General features: G+C 37.9%; 15 protein-coding genes. 14 read left to right on the top strand and 1 reads right to left on the bottom strand.

The window, feature by feature from the left end; genetic code table 11:
• Positions 1 to 487: 487 nt before the first annotated feature.
• The 7 genes from MKY48_RS16300 (at position 488) to MKY48_RS16270 (ending at position 10,383) form a co-directional block, all read left to right on the top strand.
• Entirely contained in the window at positions 488 to 1,450 is a 963-nt protein-coding gene (locus tag MKY48_RS16300; protein ID WP_339293441.1) for an AraC family transcriptional regulator, read from the top strand.
• Positions 1,447 to 1,767, top strand: a complete 321-nt coding sequence (locus MKY48_RS16295; protein ID WP_339293440.1) for a hypothetical protein — start codon at positions 1,447 to 1,449, stop codon at positions 1,765 to 1,767. Before MKY48_RS16300 ends, MKY48_RS16295 begins: the two co-directional genes overlap by 4 nt.
• Before the next feature lie 583 nt (positions 1,768 to 2,350).
• On the top strand, positions 2,351 to 3,028 hold the full coding sequence (locus MKY48_RS16290) for a response regulator transcription factor (RefSeq protein WP_339273308.1): 678 nt from the start codon (positions 2,351 to 2,353) through the stop codon (positions 3,026 to 3,028).
• 69 nt (positions 3,029 to 3,097) lie between these two features.
• Positions 3,098 to 4,843 (top strand): DUF885 domain-containing protein, encoded by a 1,746-nt coding sequence (locus MKY48_RS16285; protein ID WP_339293439.1) that lies wholly within the window; start codon positions 3,098 to 3,100, stop codon positions 4,841 to 4,843.
• 19 nt (positions 4,844 to 4,862) lie between these two features.
• Positions 4,863 to 6,134, top strand: a complete 1,272-nt coding sequence (locus MKY48_RS16280; RefSeq protein WP_339273305.1) for a HAMP domain-containing sensor histidine kinase — start codon at positions 4,863 to 4,865, stop codon at positions 6,132 to 6,134.
• A 393-nt stretch (positions 6,135 to 6,527) separates the two neighbouring features.
• Positions 6,528 to 8,627 (top strand): AAA family ATPase, encoded by a 2,100-nt coding sequence (locus MKY48_RS16275; protein WP_339293438.1) that lies wholly within the window; start codon positions 6,528 to 6,530, stop codon positions 8,625 to 8,627.
• Between the two features lies 1 nt (position 8,628).
• Positions 8,629 to 10,383, top strand: a complete 1,755-nt coding sequence (locus MKY48_RS16270) for an ATP-dependent helicase (RefSeq protein ID WP_339293437.1) — start codon at positions 8,629 to 8,631, stop codon at positions 10,381 to 10,383.
• A gap of 211 nt (positions 10,384 to 10,594) precedes the next feature.
• Here MKY48_RS16270 and MKY48_RS16265 read toward each other — a convergent pair whose 3' ends face one another.
• Entirely contained in the window at positions 10,595 to 10,933 is a 339-nt protein-coding gene (locus tag MKY48_RS16265) for a helix-turn-helix transcriptional regulator (RefSeq protein ID WP_339293436.1), read from the bottom strand.
• 132 nt (positions 10,934 to 11,065) lie between these two features.
• Here MKY48_RS16265 and MKY48_RS16260 point away from each other — a divergent pair, with 132 nt between their 5' ends.
• The 7 genes from MKY48_RS16260 (at position 11,066) to MKY48_RS16230 (ending at position 21,065) form a co-directional block, all read left to right on the top strand.
• Positions 11,066 to 12,055 carry a DGQHR domain-containing protein gene (locus MKY48_RS16260; RefSeq protein WP_339293435.1) on the top strand — a complete coding sequence of 330 codons (990 nt, stop codon included), beginning with the start codon at positions 11,066 to 11,068 and terminating at the stop codon, positions 12,053 to 12,055.
• Between the two features lie 133 nt (positions 12,056 to 12,188).
• A complete protein-coding gene (locus MKY48_RS16255; protein ID WP_339293434.1) occupies positions 12,189 to 13,532 on the top strand; it encodes a site-specific integrase in 1,344 nt (447 codons plus the stop codon).
• 2 nt (positions 13,533 to 13,534) lie between these two features.
• Positions 13,535 to 15,622, top strand: a complete 2,088-nt coding sequence (locus tag MKY48_RS16250; protein ID WP_339293433.1) for a site-specific integrase — start codon at positions 13,535 to 13,537, stop codon at positions 15,620 to 15,622.
• Positions 15,594 to 16,052 carry a hypothetical protein gene (locus tag MKY48_RS16245; RefSeq protein ID WP_154959256.1) on the top strand — a complete coding sequence of 153 codons (459 nt, stop codon included), beginning with the start codon at positions 15,594 to 15,596 and terminating at the stop codon, positions 16,050 to 16,052. The genes MKY48_RS16250 and MKY48_RS16245 overlap by 29 nt, the downstream gene beginning before the upstream one ends.
• A gap of 370 nt (positions 16,053 to 16,422) precedes the next feature.
• Positions 16,423 to 17,907, top strand: coding sequence for a competence protein CoiA family protein (locus tag MKY48_RS16240; RefSeq protein ID WP_339293432.1), 1,485 nt, complete (start codon positions 16,423 to 16,425; stop codon positions 17,905 to 17,907).
• Positions 17,908 to 18,331: 424 nt separating this feature from the next.
• Positions 18,332 to 19,966, top strand: a complete 1,635-nt coding sequence (locus MKY48_RS16235; protein WP_339293431.1) for a glycosyltransferase family 4 protein — start codon at positions 18,332 to 18,334, stop codon at positions 19,964 to 19,966.
• A 421-nt stretch (positions 19,967 to 20,387) separates the two neighbouring features.
• Positions 20,388 to 21,065: a class I SAM-dependent methyltransferase gene (locus MKY48_RS16230; protein ID WP_339293430.1), complete on the top strand. Its 678-nt coding sequence runs from the start codon at positions 20,388 to 20,390 to the stop codon at positions 21,063 to 21,065.
• The last annotated feature ends 166 nt before the right edge of the window (positions 21,066 to 21,231 follow it).

The following is a 21,231-nucleotide window of genomic DNA, read 5'->3' as shown; positions in this document are numbered from 1 at the left end:
CCGCGATATCAACGGCAAGTTTTAAGGCCATCCTTCCCCGGATGGCCGTTTCTTTTTATAACGAATAACTTAACTACAATCATATTCTTGCATCGCTACACAGTAACACGAACTATGTACGCCTGGAGTAATACGGAGGTGGGTGGGGAATGTTATCAAGTTCTTGTCATTAATGTATCAAGTTCTTGTCATCCTGTCGGGGGACAAGAACTAGTCCCATAGAAAGTCGCTAATTTAGCGGCTTTTTTGTTTTATCGGTACAAGTTCTTGTCCCGAGTCGAGGACAAGAACTTGTACCGATTGCCGAAATGGACAAGGACATGAGCCGATTACCGATTAGATATGTATCTAACTGGGTTTCCATGCAATTTCATTAAGTTAACGGGCAGGATTACGTACTAACCGTGTTTCTCCGCCGATATGAGAAAAAACATCGAGAAACCAATTGTTCTCCATGCTACAATGAACGCCATGGAGGTGCACATCCATGGACTATAAGCAAAGAATTCAATCCGTACTTAATTATATCGAATCGCATGTGCAGGAAGACATTCCGAGTGAGTCGCTTGTAGCGTTAGCCGGCTTCTCTAAGTCACATTTTTTGCGTGTGTTTGAGGCGTACACCGGCTTCACCGTCATGTCATATGTACGCGGTCGCAAATTAGATCTTGCTGCCGAACGATTAAGGAATAGCAATGATAAAATAACGGAGATCGCATATGACTACGGCTTCGAATCCCATGATGTATTCGGAAGAGCTTTCAAACGCGTGTATGGAATAACACCAGAAAACTATCGGAGGGGACGGTTTCTTTTGCCTACATTCCACGCTGTTAATCTCGCACTGCAGCAACAGGGAGCTGAAGCCTTGATAAAAACCAAGCCACATACGATGATCGTAACAAAACCAGCGATGAAACTAATTGGGATAGAATGCCGATTTGAAGATGGTGTATCTTCGCCCGATCTGTGGAAACAGTATTTCTATGAATGGCAACAAACTTTCGGCAATATCGCACATTTGCGGGTTGAGCCAGAAAAAGAAATTGATTATGCACTGACTGTAGATCGAGACGAAAGCGGGTACACTTATTTTATCGGGATCGAAGTGACAAGCGTAGACCATGTACCGTCAGGGACCATAGCACGTCTCATCCCTAAAACGAAATATGCCAGGTTCACAGCGATTGGACCAGTTGGGGAGTCGATAGGACGAACGTATGACCATATTTTCAAGGAATGGTTTCCAAGCTCGTCGTTTCAAACAGCTCCCGGTCCAATCATGGAACACTATGATATGCGTTGTGCTACCCATCTCGGTATACCACCTGAAAAGCATGAAATGGATATTTACATCCCAATCGAACCCGTCAAAACAGAAACAAAAGAAATTATTGAACTTCAACCTTACCGAGCAGCATATTACAAGGCTGTCGGCACGAAGGGATGAACTGGCACCAAGTAAAGAAAGAAGCATTTGACGTCATGATCGCTTGGACATTATCGCAAGGTATTGATCAATCTAATCTGCGAATTCGAGCGCATAACAACGGAGGTGCTCCGGAGGAAGATTTCTATTACGAGGTTTATGTGGACGTTACAGGGATAGATGTCTCGATAACAGAGGATTCACTTGTCAGCCTGATAGATTTTGAAGGCGGATTGTTTGTCGTCACTCCCACACTTCATCGTATGTTGGAGCCGACAGGAGAAGCATTTTTCAAATGGTTTGACCAGCAGGAGAAATATAAGATGACGGGTAATTGATTCGAAGAATTCTTAATTCATGGCAAAAAAATCACTTTGGACACACTTATCAGGATACATTTCGAAGCGAAGAGATTGTTGGTTACTGAACTGGACTAACGGGAAACGATAGCTCAATAAAACAATGGAGGCAGCTAACCAACGTGATCGGCTGCCATTGTTCAGCTAACAGAATTGTCGGGGGACTTGTCCTCTGATTAAAGAACGTTATTGTCGAGGGACAAGAACATGCTCCCATTGAAAGTCGCTAATTTAGCGGCTTTTTTATTTTATCGGTACATGTTCTTGTCCCGAGCCAAGGACAAGAACATGTGCCGATTCCCGATTAGATAAGTATCTAACTGAAGTTTACAGCTAATGCAATCAGCTAACCGGTAGGATAATTTGAAGGGCTTGTGATGTTTTGTTTGCTTTTAATGGTGTATTCGAAATAATTATTGGTATTATCTAGTTGTATTTAAAAAAATACTGGCAAGGAATTGCTAGACCGGTAAGAGTAAGTGGAAATATTATTAGTAACAGACTCACAGACCTATTAAAATATGTTACACTATCCCATATTTGTTCATCCATGGAGGAACTTATGAAGCTGTTGATCGTAGAGGATGATATTGGAATATCGTATACAGTTGCAAGAGTTATGCAGGATGAAGGGCATAAAGTTACGGAGTGTCATAACGGAGAAGAGGGCCTGCATCACGCATTGTACGGCGAGTTCGATTTAATTATTTTGGATATTATGCTGCCTAAGGTTGATGGATTTACGTTCATCCAAGAGCTGAGGCAGCAAAGAGTTGATACCCCGATTCTTTGTCTGACGGCAAAAGACGGATTAAACGACAGGGTAAAGGGGTTAACGATCGGAGCGGACGATTATGTGGTGAAGCCATTCGAGATTCCAGAGCTGATCGTCAGAGCTAAAGTGCTGATGCGCCGTTATGGCAAGGTTAATCAAGAAGAGCAGATTAGCTACGGGCCGATTGCTATTCAAGTTAGAAATCGAGCAATAACGGTCACAGGAGAAGAGCTGACTTTAACAGAAAAGGAATATGAGCTGCTTGAGTACCTGCTCATGAATAAAGAGCAGATCGTGACGAAGGAGCAAATCTATAACCGAATTTGGGGACTCGATTCGGAAGCGGGAATTGGCATCGTTGAGCTCTATGTCCATTATCTTCGGAAGAAGCTGTCTTCATGGCATGCCGATCAATATATTCAAACCGTAAGAGGTTTGGGCTACATACTTAGAATAAACGAGTAGTTTTTCAAAGGGAAATCAAAGGTTCATCTTATATATTCTTCTTATACTCTATAGAGGGGAGATTAATGCATGAACCTTGTAAGACAGATGTTTAAGAACACCAGATTGACTATTTTATTGATAGCAGGACTACTTGTCTTGCTGACTGTAGGTGGTTTGTTATGGCCGGATCAACATAAATCAGAGGACTTCGGCACCATGATTCAGAAGATGGCGATTGATACGCTTAAGCATGACCCTGAGAAACAGCTTTATTTTGACGTGAAAAATGTGGAGGGAATCCGATGGGATCCCACTAAGCTTACGGACCTGTCGGATGCCGATTACGAACAATTAAACGAAGAGAGAAATGGTTTTCTTAAAAAATTGAATGACTATGATTCTACCAAGCTTTCCCCGGAAGACAAACTCACCTACGATATCCTCAAATGGAACCTGAGCGCGGAGCTGCAAGTATATAAATATTGGGATTTGGACACGAATGACTACCTTTCCCTATCCACTTTTCCGCCGTTTTTCGCGAACAACTATCCGATTCGCAATCAAGCAGATGCAAAAAATTATATCGTTGCGCTAAACGGATTTTCGGATAAAGTCGCGCATGTCATAGATAGAATCCAAGACAGACGGGCGAAAGGTATTGTCCCTGCTTCTGAATTTCTTAAGGAAATGCTTACGAGTTACAGCAATTTGCGAGATACGGAACCGGAAGAAACGATTCTGTACAGTTTATATGCAGAGAAATTAACCGAGTTAAAACTCGATCTCTCCGAAGAGGAGAAGCTAAAAAAAGCGTTAGCGCAAACCCTAACCGATCATGTACTGGCTTCTTACGGCAAACTTGCCGATATGATCGAGAACGATCTTATGAAACAAGCACCCGTGAGCCAAGGAATCTGGAGTCAGCCGGGCGGCAGCGAGTATTATTCTGCAAGGCTCAAACTTACTACGGGTACGGACCTCAGTCCTCAGGAAATGCACGAGATCGCTAAACGCAAGGTAGAAGAGATCGTGAAGGAGCTAAGAAGTGGGGCTTCGGGTCAAGCACAGACCACATCTGCAGCCAGATTCCTAACCGGAGATGAATTACTGCAAGCGTTAAATAGCAGTCTGTCGGATGCCACGCCCTACTTGTCCGATTGGTTTGAAGAGGAGCTTATCCCGAACCATCCAGTAGATGTGCGACCGTATTCGGCTCTTTTCGCGTCGGCAGGTGGAATGTATATCCCCTTATCTATAGATGGTGATAGGAGCGGGAGATTTGTCATTCCGCTCGAAAACCCGACCTCCGAAGAAATGGTTAAAATGCTTGCGTTGCATGAGGGTATTCCAGGACATCACTTTCAATTTTCGATTCAATATGATCAACCAACCATTCCATTAATCCGCAAAATAACGATGACGCATGGATACGTAGAGGGATGGGCGGTCTATATGGAAAGCTTATGCGCGGAGAAGGGCTTGCTTGATCGGAACAAGGTACTAATCCGTTTGGCAAATCTTTCCATAGGTACCGTGATAGATACGGGTATCCATGGGCTGAAGTGGACAAGAGAACAAGCTAATGAGTATCTGGTGAGTGTCATCGGAATGGGGGACGATGCTTTTATCGACAGTGTCATTGCCTATCCGGGACAAAAAGGAAACTATGCAATCGGATCGGAGCAATTTCAATCCCTTCGAGAGAAGGCGGAAAGCGAACTCGGGGATAGCTTCGATATCAAGGCATTTCATTCCGTTCTTCTTCGAAACGGTAATATGCCATTTCCGATATTGGAGCAGCAAGTGAATCAATACATCAAATCCGCCAAATAAAAGGAGAGCAGACCCCGGTATGATTAAACGCACGCTAGTACGAATGACGATATGGAACAGCACGGTCGTATTTTGCTTGCTCATCATGCTGGGGGGAGCGTTATACGGGCTGGCTCGCTATCGGATCTATTCCGACATTGACCGTCAGCTGGTGTTTAATATTGACAACATGTATCAAACTTCTCTAAATAACGGGGAGAAAGTCACTAGCATTGATTCGAAGGATCCGGAACGTTTTATGATGGCATTTTATTGGGATTCCAACGGTACCTTGATTCAAAGCGTATATTATAAATGGCCATATATTCTATTGAGTTCAATGCTTCGGGAAAAACAAAACCACATGGGACCCGAGTCGATACGCGTGGGTAAGAAAACCTATCGATTCGTGAGCAGACCCTATCAAGGCAATTTGCCAGTAGTCGAGGAGCTGTCTAACACACCTTTAAAAACAGTTCAGATATTTACGGAAATTTCTGCCGAGATGTATTATTTGAATCGGTTATTATGGAGTATTAGTATCGGAATCGGCATCGGCGCGTTATTATCTATCATCTCAGGTTACGCATTGGCTAGACGGGCGCTCATTCCGATTCAGAAGGCTTGGGACAAGCAGCAGCAATTCGTTGCAGATGCCTCTCACGAGTTGAGGAGTCCGCTTTCGGTCGTCCGAGGGCAAACGCAAATCTTGTTACGCCATCCCGATCATACGATTGAGGAAGAAAGCGCTCCAATTTCAGCCATTCTGAAAGAAACCAAAAGAATGAGCAACATGGTAGACGGGCTGCTTCTTCTGACAAGAGGCGATTCTCATGAGGAAGTCATCTTATACAACCCTGTGCGAGTTGACGGGATTATTAAAGAGATTGCAAAAAATATGGAACCGATAATGGATTACAAGCAGTTGCGGTTACAGCTTCATGTCGAAGGCCCGGAATTTCTCATAAATGGAGATGAGGATCGTCTCATACAATTGTTCATGATTTTGTTGGACAATGCTATTAAATTTACACAGTCGGATGGGCAAATCGATCTTGAGTGTATTAGGCAGGGGAAATCAGTTCTCGTAACCATCAAGGATAACGGAGTGGGTATTTCGGAACACGAATTGCCACTCATCTTTAATCGCTTTTACAAAGGAGATTCCTCTAGAAATAGAGGGGATCATGGAGCGGGTCTAGGGCTATCGATTGCGCGTTGGATCGTTGATCAACATCAAGGTTCTGTCCACATTAGCAGCGGGGTAGGGTGTGGTACGACCGTTATGATTCGTTTTCCAGAGATTAGTTAAATAATAGAGTTGAATAGGAGCCGACCAGATAATCGGCTTCCGTTTTCATTAAGCTAAAGGGGAGTATCTGGGGTAATGCTGTCGGGTAGGTAGTGATAAATCGATTGAGTGTAGTTAAATAACTTTATCTACATATGTACAAAATACTATGTAATGTACATATACTAAAACAACTGAAAACAATAATTATTCTACAGTCTCTTTGGATTGTGACACAATAATAAATACATTCATATTTTAAGGGCAGCACTTGCTGTCCTCTTTGTCGTATAATGGATATATATAGTAACTAAGGATTATGGTAGAATTTCCTAATAGAAGTACGTATTGTGTAGGTATTATGTATTGGTTTTGAAAAGTAATAGTGCATATACAACAAGAGGAGGGTCTATTATGCATATATCCAGTCTGAGAATAAGGAACTTCAGGAACTTTCAGAAAGCTAATTTTATTTTTAATGAAGGTGTTAATACAATAATTGGTGCTAATGGATCAGGAAAAACAAATGCCCTGTTTGCACTCAGACTCATTATTGATGATAGTTTGCCAAGATCATCAACTAACCTGCTCGATACGGATTTTAATCGTTCTCTTTTGAATTGGCGGGGACATTGGATCGTCATCAGTATACATTTCGATAACCTCACTAATGACGATTCATCACAAGCCCTTGTTTTTCAGGGAACTCATACTATTAATAATAGTGGTTCATTAAATCTTTATTTTAGACCTAAATATGAAGTTCGTAAAAAGTTATTTGAAATGAGTCAAGAATTAGCAGAAGAAGAGCAGTTTTCAGATTACCTATCATCTTTAAAAATTAATCAGTATGAGTCGGTTTTGTATGGAAGAGGATTAGCAGATTTCAGCCAAGATGAAGTATATACAACTCTAGTTGGGGATTTCTCTAGATACATATTTCCTAATCCAGATGAAGAAGATAGTAGCCTTCTAGGCACACCGGCGAACCAGTACGTTTTTAAAAACGATTTTGCATGTACATACGCTAAAGCTCTTAGAGATGTTATCGGGGATTTGAAAAATCCAAGAACTTCACCGCTACTTAGACTGTTAAGCAACTTAAACATTAATGAATCAAGCACTGAAACTGTCAGTACTACGATAAAAGATTTGAATTGGCATATAACAAATTTACCTGAGATTAGAGAACTGGCAACTGGAGTTTCTCAATCATTACATAAAACAGTTGGCCATACATATGCGCCTCGAATTGAAATTAACTCAAACTTATCAGATGATTTTAAACACACTCTAAAAGCCTTGAATATTAAAGCAGGAGAACTTGCGGGTGAAGAATACATTGGAGATTTGTATGAGATGAGTCTGGGTGGAGCTAATTTGCTTTATCTAGCTTTGAAACTTGAGGAGTATAATCGGCTCGATCACGAACAAAATAAAGCAGCTCATTTTTTACTTATAGAAGAGCCAGAGGCTCACTTACACAATCATATTCAAAAAACCTTATTTCAAAAATATCATAGCCATGAAAATACACAAATCATATTAACTACTCATTCAAGCCATATTTCATCATCGTGTTCACTTGCTTCAGTAAATATAGTTTATATTGAAAATAATTGTTGTGAGGTTTCTCAACCAAGTAGTGGATTGCATATAAATGATGTAAAAAGGATTGAACGTTATTTAGATGCCACGAGATCGACATTGCTGTTCGCAAAGTCGGTGATTTTGGTTGAGGGGGATGCTGAATTAATACTTATCCCTGAAATGGTAAAGAAGGTATTTGGGATAACGCTCGATGAAATAGGAGTTAGTCTAATTAACGTCGGAAGCACACAATTTACTAATATAGCGGTTCTTTTTTCGGATGAACGTATCAGAAGAAAATGCGCAATTGTCACAGATAATGATTTATCAATCGTACCATTAGATGACGAAGTGTATGTGGATAAAGAATTTCAAAAAAAATGCAAACAATCGCAAGAGTCGGGGATAGATCGCAAACAAAAACTAGATGAGTTTTGTCAAGATAATAGTTACATCTCAGTTTTTTATGCAACTAACACCTTTGAAGTGGAATTTATCAAGCAAGGAAATAAAAACATACTAGAAGCAGTAATACGAAAGGATATTTACAAACGTAAGACCGATCAAGACAGCTCTGTTGAAAAAATAAATAGCTTAGATATCAGTATTTACGGAAAAGAAATTTTGCGTTTAGCAAATAAGGAAGGTAAAGGGTGGTTAGCCTTAGCCATTGCTGCACGATTAGATAAGAAGGTAATAATTCCTGATTATTTACTTGAGGCATTAGCGTTTGTTGCCTCCTTAAATACAGATCATTTAATTTCAATTATAAACTATCATTTGGGTGATGAGTATATAAGCTTTTATGAGACAGTTAAATTACTTTACGGTGAGAACCCAGCTAAAAATGAAATTATAGATTCATTTAGTTCACTGTATAAAGATAGTATTATAACTAAGTTTATTGCTATGAGGAGGGAATAGTTTGTTTCTCCTGAATAATTTAAGCACAGAACAAAAAGAAATTGTAGAATATAATGACAATTTGCTTGTTATTGCTTGTCCCGGTAGTGGAAAGACAAGAACACTTGTAGCCAAGTTGATTTATGAGGGGATGAAGCTAAAGAAGAATGAGAAAGTCGCAGCGATTACATATACAAATTTAGCTGCAGAAGAGATAGCGTTAAGACTAGAGGCTAATTGTGCTGATGACCATTTTTATTGGGGGGGGACTATACATTCCTTCTGTACAAATTGGATAATTAGGCCTTTTTCTCATGTTCTAGAAGAACTTAAATATGGTTATACTTTCTTGGATGAAGACGATGTCGAAGAAATCAAAAATAATATATTAGATATATCAGGCTTGAGAAATATAGAATTTAATACTCGACGTAATCAAAATGGAGATTTGATTAATCTTAACGATGAAAATGAGTTAATTCTTATAGAATATGATCGCAAATTAAAAACAGAACGACTAGTGGATTATGACTTGATATTGTATTACTCCTATAAAATATTAATTGATAATCCTTCGATAGCGAAAAACTTATCAACCATTTTTAAATGGATTCTTATTGATGAGTATCAAGATACACAGGAATTACAGTACTTGATAGTAGGAGAAATTATAAAAGTTCGTGATAATAAAACAAAACTATTGATTGTAGGAGATCCGAATCAAGGTATCTATCAAACCTTAGGAGGAATCTCAAAGACTAGACAAGAAATTATGGATTGTATTGGTGGTTATAATGTTCATGAGAAAAGTCTGAACGGCAATTATAGGTCTACTCAGCAAATTATTGATATATATAAAAATTTTCAAATTTATGGAGACCCTATTGAGGCAAAAGGAAAGAACAAAGCTGAGACTTCACACATCTCCTTAATCAGGGATGTTTCGGTTGAGAATTTAGCGCAGTTTATCAGGGATACAATTTATGAATTACACAATAATAAGGGTATACCGTATAAAGAAATTGCTTTGATAGCTCCTCGATGGCAGGAATTAATAAATTTAGCAAGATCTATAAAACAATTAGATCCAAATATACCTTTGGATGCTGCTGGACTTTCCCCTCTTTGCAAAGATGATAATAACTTGTTTTATCATCTTGCAAAATTATTCTTATCTTCTCCTGCACCAGATAAGGTAGTGTTGCGTCTAAGATGGGCAAATAATTTACTCGAATCGTTAACAGAAAAAATACCTCACATTTCGCTTTCGACTCTCAGTCTTCAAAAGATCTTGAAAATCACTAATTCATTTTCTTCTACATCTGTATTAGGCATAGAGTACCTAAAAGAAGGATTTATGTACTTTTTTGATAAGTTAAATATCGATATTAACTTATATTCTAATGTCAAAGTGGAATTAACTGAATTCGAGAGTAAGTGCATCAAAAAGCAGAAAAGAAATGGTATTGGAGATTCTATTTCTGTGTATAAAAATGGATTCACTAACACGGGAGGAGTAACTTTTATCACTTCTCATAAATGTAAAGGGCTTGAATATGATACGGTTATAGGATTCTGTTTATTATGGGGATACCTACCTCATTGGAATAACATATTCTCACGTGAAACAGATGAAAATGAAATATCAAAAAAGCTACTTTACGTTCTCTCATCGAGAGCTAGAAACAATCTGATATTGATTGCCGAGACAGGTAGAAAAACAAGTAAAGGTACACCGTACAACACAAATCGTCACTTAATAGAGGTCTTTCGGTAAGAGAGAGGTGAGATTAAAAGAGGCAGTAGATCATGGGAATCATGACTACTAGCCTCTTTTTTCTAAGCTCTCCTGCAAACAACAATGAAGTAAAGTCGACGTTTAATGTACTTAAATAGATACATCGAGCCATGCCAATGACTATTTGAATGGCTAGGATTTTAGTTATATTGTATGAGTTATACATTGTGTAGAACTACGGGGTGATCACTTATTTATTATTCACAATATTATAGATATCATATATTTTTCTGATTTGCTCGATATCATTTGTTAATAGTTCTCCAACAAAAACTTCAAGAAGCTCTTGTTTACCAAGTTTGTCTGGGTTTCCAATATCTCTAAAATTAAAAAACTCCGCGTAATGCATATCAAATGCCTTAATAATTTTCTCTAATGTTTCAAGCGAAATATTTCTTTCTCCTCTTTCAACTCCACCAATATATGAGCTTTGTAATTGAGCCATTTCTCCGAGTTTTTCTTGGCTTATTTTATTATCTTTTCGAATTTGTCTGATTCGTTCCCCGACTAAAATTGCCAGGTTTGCCACATTGACCACCACCTAATTTATAGGTTAGGTAAGCCATTGGCATATAGAAAGATCACCTAACTATAAATACCATTGAATAAAATACTTATAAGTTCTATATTTGAAATATAAAAATTCAGTGGAGTTGACACAATGAGTAATTTACCAATAAACCAGGTTATTGAAAATGTTCTGCAAAGCAAGATGAGAGGCAAAATTGTTTATCAAAGTTACCTACCGGCTTTGACAGCATTAAACCTTACGTTTGTTAAACCTTATAACGATCCAAATGGTAAAGGATATCAGCGTCCCGTTGATCCTAAACGATGTCATGACTTTGCTGTTTATTTGTCTAAAGGTGAAGATGCACTATTTACTCCTGTATTATTGAATGCATCCGGTAAATGGGAGTTTTCTTGTTATGACAGACAGAGACCTAATTATGGAAGATTGATATGTAAAGGAAAAGCATCTCTCATGGATGGACAACATAGATTAGGTGGCATAGAAAAGTATGTTAGTGAGACGAACTCGGATATTACTATTCCTTTCTTGGCTTTCCATTCTCTTGATGATGATGAAGAAATCAAATTGTTCGATACAATTAATACTAAAGCAAAAGGAATTGGCCCTTCGTTAAGTAAATATTTACGTAGGGATTCTGATGATTTGAGCTGGGTTGCTACAGAATTGTTAATGAGAAAAGAAAGTCCTTTCGCATTAATTGGCAGTATTATTGGAAAACGAGTCAAAGGGAGACATATTACACTGCAAAATTTGTACCGAACCTTACATTTGTTTTTTAAAGATCCACATTTAACTTCTTTAACAAAAGAAGAAAAGTTGAATATTGCATTAACTTACTACACAACTGTTAAAGAAACATTCCCTTCAGAATGGCTAGATTATTCGGGACATCGATTGACTCATATAGTTTGTATGGATGCTCTTTCTATTGCTGGATGCAATGTATTAAGTAAGCAAATCACCAAATCTAAGAAACGAGTGGATTACTCTGTATTAATAAAATCTGTATCCAAGCTTAAACAAATTGACTGGTCATCAAATGGGCCTTTACGTTATTTAAAAGGTTTAAGCGGTTCAAAAACATTATCACTAGAAATCACTGAACTCATGAGCTGACAAGTAAGAGGACAATACATCTAAATGTAATGTCCTCTTTGCTGATGCACTGGTATTAATTACCGCTAAGATCTTCACAAAATTATATTTATAATCAATATAAACAAAATTAATTTGAATGGGGGAAACACTGGTGATCAAGAAGTTCAACCATTATTTGTGTCCACCTGAAGTTGAGAGCAAATATTCATTATTGGTATTTGATGATGATAAACAACCATTCATTCCTTTGACGGAATATTATCATTATCAACTAGGCAGAGTAAGTGAGAGCACAGCTCTTTCGTACCTGTGCGTCATGGAGCCTTTTTTTTATTGGCTGAAATTCAAAAGTCTCTACATGGGTGAACGTGTGAAGTGGGATGGTTCTCCCTTGGCAATAAAATCTGCTATAAAGCAATATCTCCAGAAGGAATTAGGTTGTAAAGTCAGGGATCAAGATAAATATGAACAAGTGTACCTAACCAATAAAAGTAAGAAAACGGTGAATCATTTTCTAGCAGCAGTTAAATCTTTTTATAAAGCTATGATTCGTCTAGAAATGTATAATCACTCAAATCCACTCGTAAATGTAGAACTTCTAAGCGATTCATTTGATATGCAGGGAGAGAGAAGGGATCGTCGGCGTATGCCACAAATAGCAGGTACTGAAGAACCAACTAAGTACAGAGCCCACACTGATTCATACTTTAAGTTAATTAATACAGAATGGATTCCTGAAATTATTGGAGATAAGGACTTACCTTTTAGAATATACAACGCAGGAGAAAAAGCTAATTGGTCTTTACGTGACGAGGTAATTATACGTTTTTTATTTGAAACTGGTGCACGGATCTCAGAAATACTCGATTTAACGATCGGCGATTATCGTAACCGGTTAGATAAACTCGAACTTTCAACCTTTAATAAAGGTAGTTTTAAAAGAAGAATTAAATTCATACGTATTTCTTCAGATACATTAAAGCTTCTTATCAGATATGTGAATATGGATAGAAAAAAACATGCTGATACAACCTTGAAGTTTGACAAATTAGCAGATGAAGAGCCCATATTTCTGTCAACAAGAGGAACTAAATATACATATTCGGCATTTTATAATAATTGGTCAAAAATCATATGTTATGCAGACATAAAATTAAATCCCCATAAAGCGCGACATTGGTTTGTAACATCACGACTAAAGGGGATTTATGAAACATCGAATTCACAAGCTGAAATTGAAGAAAAAAAGAAGCAACTTATTGGTTATATGAAGTGGAGAGATGCTGAGACTATTGATGTCTATGAGCATATTTATGATGAAGAAAAATATCGTGATTTACATGAGAGCTTAATCCGAACATACTCCATAAGAGAAAAAGAGTATCTACAAAATAAAAAAAGAAGAAAAGAACCACCAGTCAATAAAACAGCTACCATTCAAGATGTTGACTTTAAAGAAGACTGGTTAAATGATCTTTTTGAAGGAATGGACTAATAATGACACTTGAGATTGAATCGAAGAAATGGTACCCTTTGTTGCTTGGCAAAATAGACGGAGAGCTATTAGCACTCCAGGATTATGAGGAAGAATATTATTGGAACAAAGTCGATGAAGTTTCTCTGAAATATTTTATTAAGCACGTATTAGGAACTCCTTGGCAGAATCATCTTGGTCTCAGCCTTTTATGTGTAACTGATAGGAGATTAACACCTCAGTCCATTTATAACTTGTTGAGCAACTTAAATGCAAGATTCAAAAATCTATTTGAAGCAGCTGAAATATCAACTATGGCTGAATTCAATTATTCTATTATTGAAAAATATTTAACAGGCGAACTTTTAAATAACCATACTGAGCGTCAACGTCAATCTTTTCTAACTGCATACAACAGCTTTTTCTTTAATATGTCTAAATGGATAACAACAAAGTTCACAAAAGAACAACAGAATACACTTCAAAAATTTCTTCTTCCAAAATTGCCTTTCGATAATCGTGATTTTACTGCACGTACTAAAGCTATAGTTAGTGCCAAAGAAAACAGAAAAATTGAAACATCGGCTGTGACGCCTTTATTACCCGAAATAAGAGCTGAAGCGCATTTTAGGTGGAATCAGGTCAAGAGACTTCGAGAAGCTGTACAAGACGTCTTAGAAGAGGCAAAACAAAGTAATAAAACTTTACCCATAGAGTTTAATTATGAAGAGTCAGAATATACGAATGAACGTTGGCACTTCATCTTGTGGGATAAAATCAGCTTTGGAGAATATCATGATGTTGGAACATCAACTGAAAATGAAGTTTTTTTGGAGTTCATCAAAGCAGAAAAATTAGAAGATGGTTCTCCAGGTGACGGCTTATGGTTTTTAGATATACTAAAGCGTCGCTTAATAGGAATTTGGTCGAATGATTATGTTAGTAAAGATGAACGCGATGAAATTGTCAAATATCTAAAACAATGGGGATATGAGAATGCCGAAAGTGGCCAAGCTCCGTTCTTCCATAGAAATCCTGGATTATTGACTCAAGGTGTCTATATTGTCAGAAACGCAAGAAAATTTGATAAACAGCTAATAAATCTTGAACCCATTTATGCAGCCTGTATGTTTGCAAGATTTGCTCTAGATATCATAACATCATCAGGTGCTCGGATGAATGAACTTCTACAAATAAGTTATGATAAAAAATGTTGTATTGTAACGGTGGATAATCATAATGATACTTCAAGAAGAAACTACATTTTCAGATTGATACCAAAGGGACGAGAAGAAGAAGAGAACTACTACATGCCTGAACAAGTGTTCCAATATATGAATGAAATCATCAAGTTCTTAAAGGATTCATATAAGTCAGATTCTATTCCAGAAGTAGAATATTCACTAGCGACTCGTAAGCATCTCATGATTAACAAACGTTATGTCTTTCAATATCAGAATCGCCATTTAAATGAGTCCACGATTAACGCAATTATTCGATTTATACTTCATGGCCTTATTATTCAAACGAGTGAAGGAAACCAAGTTGTCTTAAAATCCCACTTACTGAGACATGCATTTGCTACTCATGCTGTTCAGACTGAAAAAGTTCCAATCGATATTGTTAAATCCCTTTTACATCAAAAGGATCTCTCGGTTACAGAGTATTATTCAGCGCCTACACATCAACAAATATCAGACACAATTGATTCTTTACACGACAATTGGGTTTCATTTGTAGATATTCAAAAAGGTATCCTTAGAGGTCCAGATGAATTACAAGAAATTTATGATGATTACAAAGAGAAGGTCGGAACATTGTCAAAGGTTGTGGGAGGGATATGTACCACTGACTCTGTCTGTCCCACTAAGTTAGCTTGTGTTGGATGTGCAGCAAAAGTCCCACAACCTGAGTTCAAACAAGAGATAAAAGCTTACTTACAATGGGCAGAAGAAAGTGAAGCGATGTTTAACAAGAATGGCATGCTTCTAGAAGCTAAAAAAATGAAGATATCCAAAAACAGAGCGAAGAATGAACTCAAAGAAATTGAGTTAATGGAACGTTATCAAAGGGATGAACATTATGAACCCAGAGTTCGAATCAAACACTAATAAAAAACCTTGGCTAGAAAATAACAATAAAGAAGCTAAGGAAAGAATATATAGGCTAGGAAAGAAAGCAGTCGATTCACTCATAAAAGATTCCATGCCGATTTCATACAGAAATATAGCCGCAAGATCCAAGCAATTAGATATTTCCGGCCAAGGTATACATCCTAATAGCGTCAAAAACAATGATAAACTCTATGCTTATTATCAAAAATATTCAAATTTCAAGGCAGCAAAGAGTAAAACTAAAAAAATACGAATTAGTGAAACTGATTACACTCATATCAAAATTGATCGTGATGTTCAAAGAGTAAAGGGAAGATATATGAAGATGTCAAAACTGGAACTAGTAGAATTGCTAATTCAAGCTGAACAGTATATAGCTGAACAGAATAAGATATGGATAAAAACACAGTTTGAATCATTCAAATAAATCTTATACATGGGAAAAACCTCAGAGACTCTAAAGAAAACAATCTCCAAGAATTGTAGTTACGTATCTGTACTTATAGGACTGTAATCAAGGTTAAGTCGCTCGCTCGAGCGGCTTTTTTATTATTAGCATAAGGAAGAATACACAACGGAAGAACAAGCAAAACTCCTCTTTTTGACACAATATAAATCTCAGTGTAGCAGATTTAATCTGCAGGTTTATTATGTTATAAATGTAATTAAGAACACCACAGTATTGCATTGGGGCTAAGCGAAATGCCGTGAGCTGGAACTAATCGATACATACCCATAATAGTACACCAACGAGGAATAAGTGCTTACGATGGGTATAAAGATATGGGGGAGTTAATTTGTTAAGATGTATAACAGCTGGTAAAGAGACCTTGATTTCAACAAACTGTAATGCGGAAGCTGTCGCTAAGTTGGTAAAGGATCATCAAATATTTTGCCCTAACTGTGGGGGAGATGTAATATTCAAGAATGGTAACGTTAACATATCCCATTTTGCACATCGTGTGGCAGAGTGTAAATATGTTGGTCACGAGCCTGAAACAAAAAGCCATATAAAAGGAAAGACCATTCTGTACGAATGGCTAAGGGGTATGTTTCCTACTGCATTTGTGCAATATGAAATGCATATACCCACCACTGGACAAATAGCAGATGTATATGTAGAGCATATAGATGGTGTGTATGTAGGAGTAAAGTGGGCTTTCGAGTTTCAACACAGTCAAATGACCATTGCACAGTGGGAAGAGCGCCACAACTTATATGAGTCTGTCGACATACAGGATTTCTGGATTTTTGACAAGGCTAAGTTTATGAAGTTCTCGTCAGCTAGGGATTTTACAGATGCCAGAAGAACAGTTAAATTCGATGAGCATATTTACGATAAAACAGGTCTTTTGTACTTTCTTGATTTGGAGAAGTCCGAGTTATCTATTGAATTTAACTACATTAAAACACCAAGAACCATCATGGTGGGTGGGTATGATAGAACGCAATACTTCACTTATCATGAACCAAGAGATAACTCTATCCCAATATCCAGTGTTAGAGTAAGAAAATGCAGAACGTTTGATTATTTTGTGCTAGTAACAGATAGTTTAGAGTTTTATATGGAGGACAGGCTACGCTATGTTCTTCGAATTCTCGAGCAAAAGGCTATGGAGAAAAAGGAAGCACTCTACTTGGAGAGGCTATTAGAAAAAGGTAACCACGCTAGAATTACTTACGGAGATAAGTTCGCAGATCGTTTCAAAGATATTATCGCAGACTCGGACGGTGAGCTTAATTACTACCAAACATTATTTTCTCCAGATGATGACTCATACGATAAAGAGCTCGAGTTGATGCGAGAAGATGTGATCAATCTCAACATCGAGCAATTTTTCTCCAAGTATAAGAGAATCGTCGAAGCAGCCGTTTCCAATAGGGAGGAATATAGAGTCTTTAAAGCCAGTGATGACATCTCGTTGCGAGTATTAACCAAGTATGTTTATCTTTCTGATTTGCGACTAGTTGGGTTTTTGAAGGAACAAGGAGATATGACCTTGCAGGAGTACCTGTCGTCAAAGTACAAGGACAAGATATCGTTATCGGTATATGTGTATACAAAGCACAGAGACACTTTGAATAGGTTAGAGAGACGTAATCAGGATTATATAAACGAGATGCTGTCGAAAATTAACAGAGGGCTGCTTGTCTACGGTAGTTCACATACAGCTATGGACTATGCAATTGAGTACAGAAATCTTGGATCTATTGATGAAGTTGAGAACTGTATCGCTCAAATAAAAGAAAAATTCTACGTCCGAGACCCGTTGGCCGACTGATATTTTCGGCAGCCTGTGGAAATCAATTCAAATCTAAAAACCCACTGATTAAATAAATCAGTGGGATCAGTTTTTTATTTAAAATGATAAAAGAGTAGAGCTAAATAAATCATTCGTTTGTTGTCGGAGGACAGAAACATTGTCCCATTGAAAGTCGCTATTTTAGCGGCTTTTTTGTTTTATCGGTACAAGTTCTTGTCCTTGGCTTGGGACAAGAACTTGTACCGATTGCCGTAAAGGACAAGAACATGGTCCGATTACCGATTAGATAAGTATCTAATTATGTTTCCATGCAATTTCATTAAGCTAATTGGCAGATAAACATAATAGGCAACGAGACAATGATATGAACAGGTAATTTAAAGTATCCCTTGAATATTAATATGTAAATATATATGGTGAACTATTGTCTGGAGGTGTTTTTTTGGTATTCAGCCGGCAAACCCGTATAGGTATGTTATGGGGGGATTACCCATGGACTACGGCTCCAAAGAAAATGGGGAAATTGTGGAGTATGGGCAGGGTAGCCAGAGATGTTTCGCATGCATTGCGTGAAAACATGGTGGTTATCCCGTATGCACAATCAGAAGGTGAACCTAATCAGCGGGAAAACATGACTTCATTTCTTAAAAGCATAGATATCCTCTGGGCAGATTTATATCCATCCAGTACTTATGCACTTAATCTCCGTGACGTATTAGGCATAACTTGTCCAGCGATTTTGTTTGCTGGAGGAGCCATGCCCAAAGGAGCAGAGGCAATGTTGTTTCCTTGGCAGTCACTACTACGTCCTTATGATGGGATTCTCTTTAGTTGTAAAGCAGACCAATATATTTGGAGACAATTGACAGAATGGAGCACATTAAAGGAATGGGTTATACCGCTTAGCATAGACGAGCAAATATTTTATCCTCGAAGTGTCGATGAACAAATGGATATACGCAATAAATTCGGCATTCCAGTTCATTCCCCGCTATTAATATTTGTTGGCAGATTAAACATACAGAAGAATGTCCACGCTTTACTAAAAATATTACGCTCTGTTAGTGAAGAAATCCCTGATGTTCATCTTTGTATAATCGGTGAAGAAGATGATATTGTACTGGGAGAGTTTAAGGTCCGGAATACCAATTATAAGGAGTGGTTGCAACAAAAAGCAGATCAACTTGGTTTAACACAACGTGTACGATTTGTAGGCCCACTTTTCGGTGAAGAACTGGCTCAAATGTATTCTGCTGCAGATGTGGTGACTAATCTTGGGTTTTACCATCGTGAAAATTTTGGACTCTCTCAAGCAGAAGCAGCAGCTTGTGGTACACCGGTTGTTTGTACTGAATGGGGGGGATTCAAGGATGTTGTACAGCATGATCTAACAGGTTATTTTGTAGATGCGGTACTAACAAAACGTGGAATACGTGTGGATTGGGCCAAAGGGATAGATTTCGTAATTACTTTATTGCAAAGAGAGGCTCTACGTACGAAAATCGGAAGACAAGCCGCCAATTATGCACGTCAACATTTTAGTATAGCTGCTCTAACAAAAAATTTAGAACAGGTAGTAACAGATGTACAAAGTAGTCTAGCTACGATGAGTAAAGGTTCATTAAATTCTGTTGCTTACAAGCCGAGTCGATTTGCTGAACAATACGAGGCCCATAAACGTACATGCGGGTGGTACGCAGCTAGCACAACAACGGGCACTCCTCAGTGGTATCCACCAATGTTTGAAGGCGAACAGTACGAATTATATGAAAAACTTATGCAGCCTTACTCCACGCGATTGGCGGAGGAACTTCAAATCAATTCCCTCAATGAAAACTGCATCCCGTATTTTACTTCGTCGGTCAGGTTTGATGTAACTCGATTGCTGGCCATCTCGGAAGATCCGGTCTGGCCCAGTCGCAGATTTCTTTCGCCGAACGAGTACAGTATGCTAAGGTTCATAGATGGTAAACGTACCCTGAGCAACATCGTAGCTATGACTGGGCTCGAACTTACCCCTTGTATAATAAGTGTTTGGAATTTGTATTTAGATGGCTTTTTGCTCTTCAGAAGTTAGAGGGAAAACAAGCGGTATATCTCTATAGTTACTACGTAATTATTCCCAGCCCAAAAAGAATCATTCGTAACGTATAATATGGCATAATACGCATAATATTGAACTACCGGGAACGATAGTTAAATAAATATAAAAAAGCAGCTGGCCATGATCAGCTGCTTTTTGTTCAACTAACGGGCAGGATAACGCAGCACCGGTAGAGAACGTATTAATATACAAGAAGGGATGACTTCGCATAACACCATATTCACGCTGTGAGCTGACGCCCTTGGTCCGGCAGAGGGAAGTGGGGCAACCGGCCAACCTTGCACTGGCTAAGTCCGTCGGACCCGCGCTTGCACGCTTAAGCCAGTGAAGGTGTGAATACAAAGATGTTATAGGAAATGGCTGCAAACCTAAATAAACCTTTGGAGGTACTTCAATGAGTGTAGAATGGTACGACATGATAGCCAAAAGAAATGGCGGATATAAAGGAGGATATATATCTTCTACTGAAGGAAAGTCAGCCGAAGAAGTATTTGAACAACGACTTGTAGAGATGTTACCTAGATTTCACTCAGTAATGGATGCAGGTTGTGGTCATGGTGAATTTACTCTTAAAATGTCCGAGCATGCGGAAAAAATTATTGGATTTGATAATTCCACTGAGTTGTTAAAAATTGCTTTGGGGTTACTGGAGGCAAGTAATACTAATAATGTTGAATTTGTTTTTGCTACCACAAAAGAGGAAATGCCTTTTTCGGATGGTGAATTTGATTTGATTTATGATCGACGAGGACCAACTTCAATTATTAATCATAGCAGAATTTTAAAATCTGGTGGAACAATATTTGGAATTCATAACAGTGTAGATAAAGTTGAAGATTATCTACATCAAAACAGATTTCAAAATATTGAAATCGAAAAATATAATGAAGCAATTACATATATCCCAAATAGAATTGAATTTGCCAAGTTTTTATCCTGCATTCCAGGGAATCCAGACTTTACTCTTCCAGAGTATGAAGAAGAATTGGAACGGAAGATTGGTGAGAACACGATAAATGGAAAAATCGCCGTTAAGGAACTGAAATATATATGGAAAGCAATTAAACCTTAGTGCAAGTATCTCGACGTCGGGTGACAAAAACATAGTAACAATAGAAGCCGCTGATTATGCGGCTTTATATATTTATATTATCAAGTTCTTGTCAAAACACGGGTTTCCATGCAAATTCATTATTCTAAAGGGCAGTTTTGCTGAATAGATCTGCTGAGTATGTGGA

Source organism: Paenibacillus sp. FSL W8-0187 (genome assembly GCF_037969755.1).
Lineage (GTDB): Bacteria > Bacillota > Bacilli > Paenibacillales > Paenibacillaceae > Paenibacillus_AQ.
Note: the sequence above shows the minus strand (reverse complement) of the source record. Positions and strands in the feature narration are given on the sequence as shown.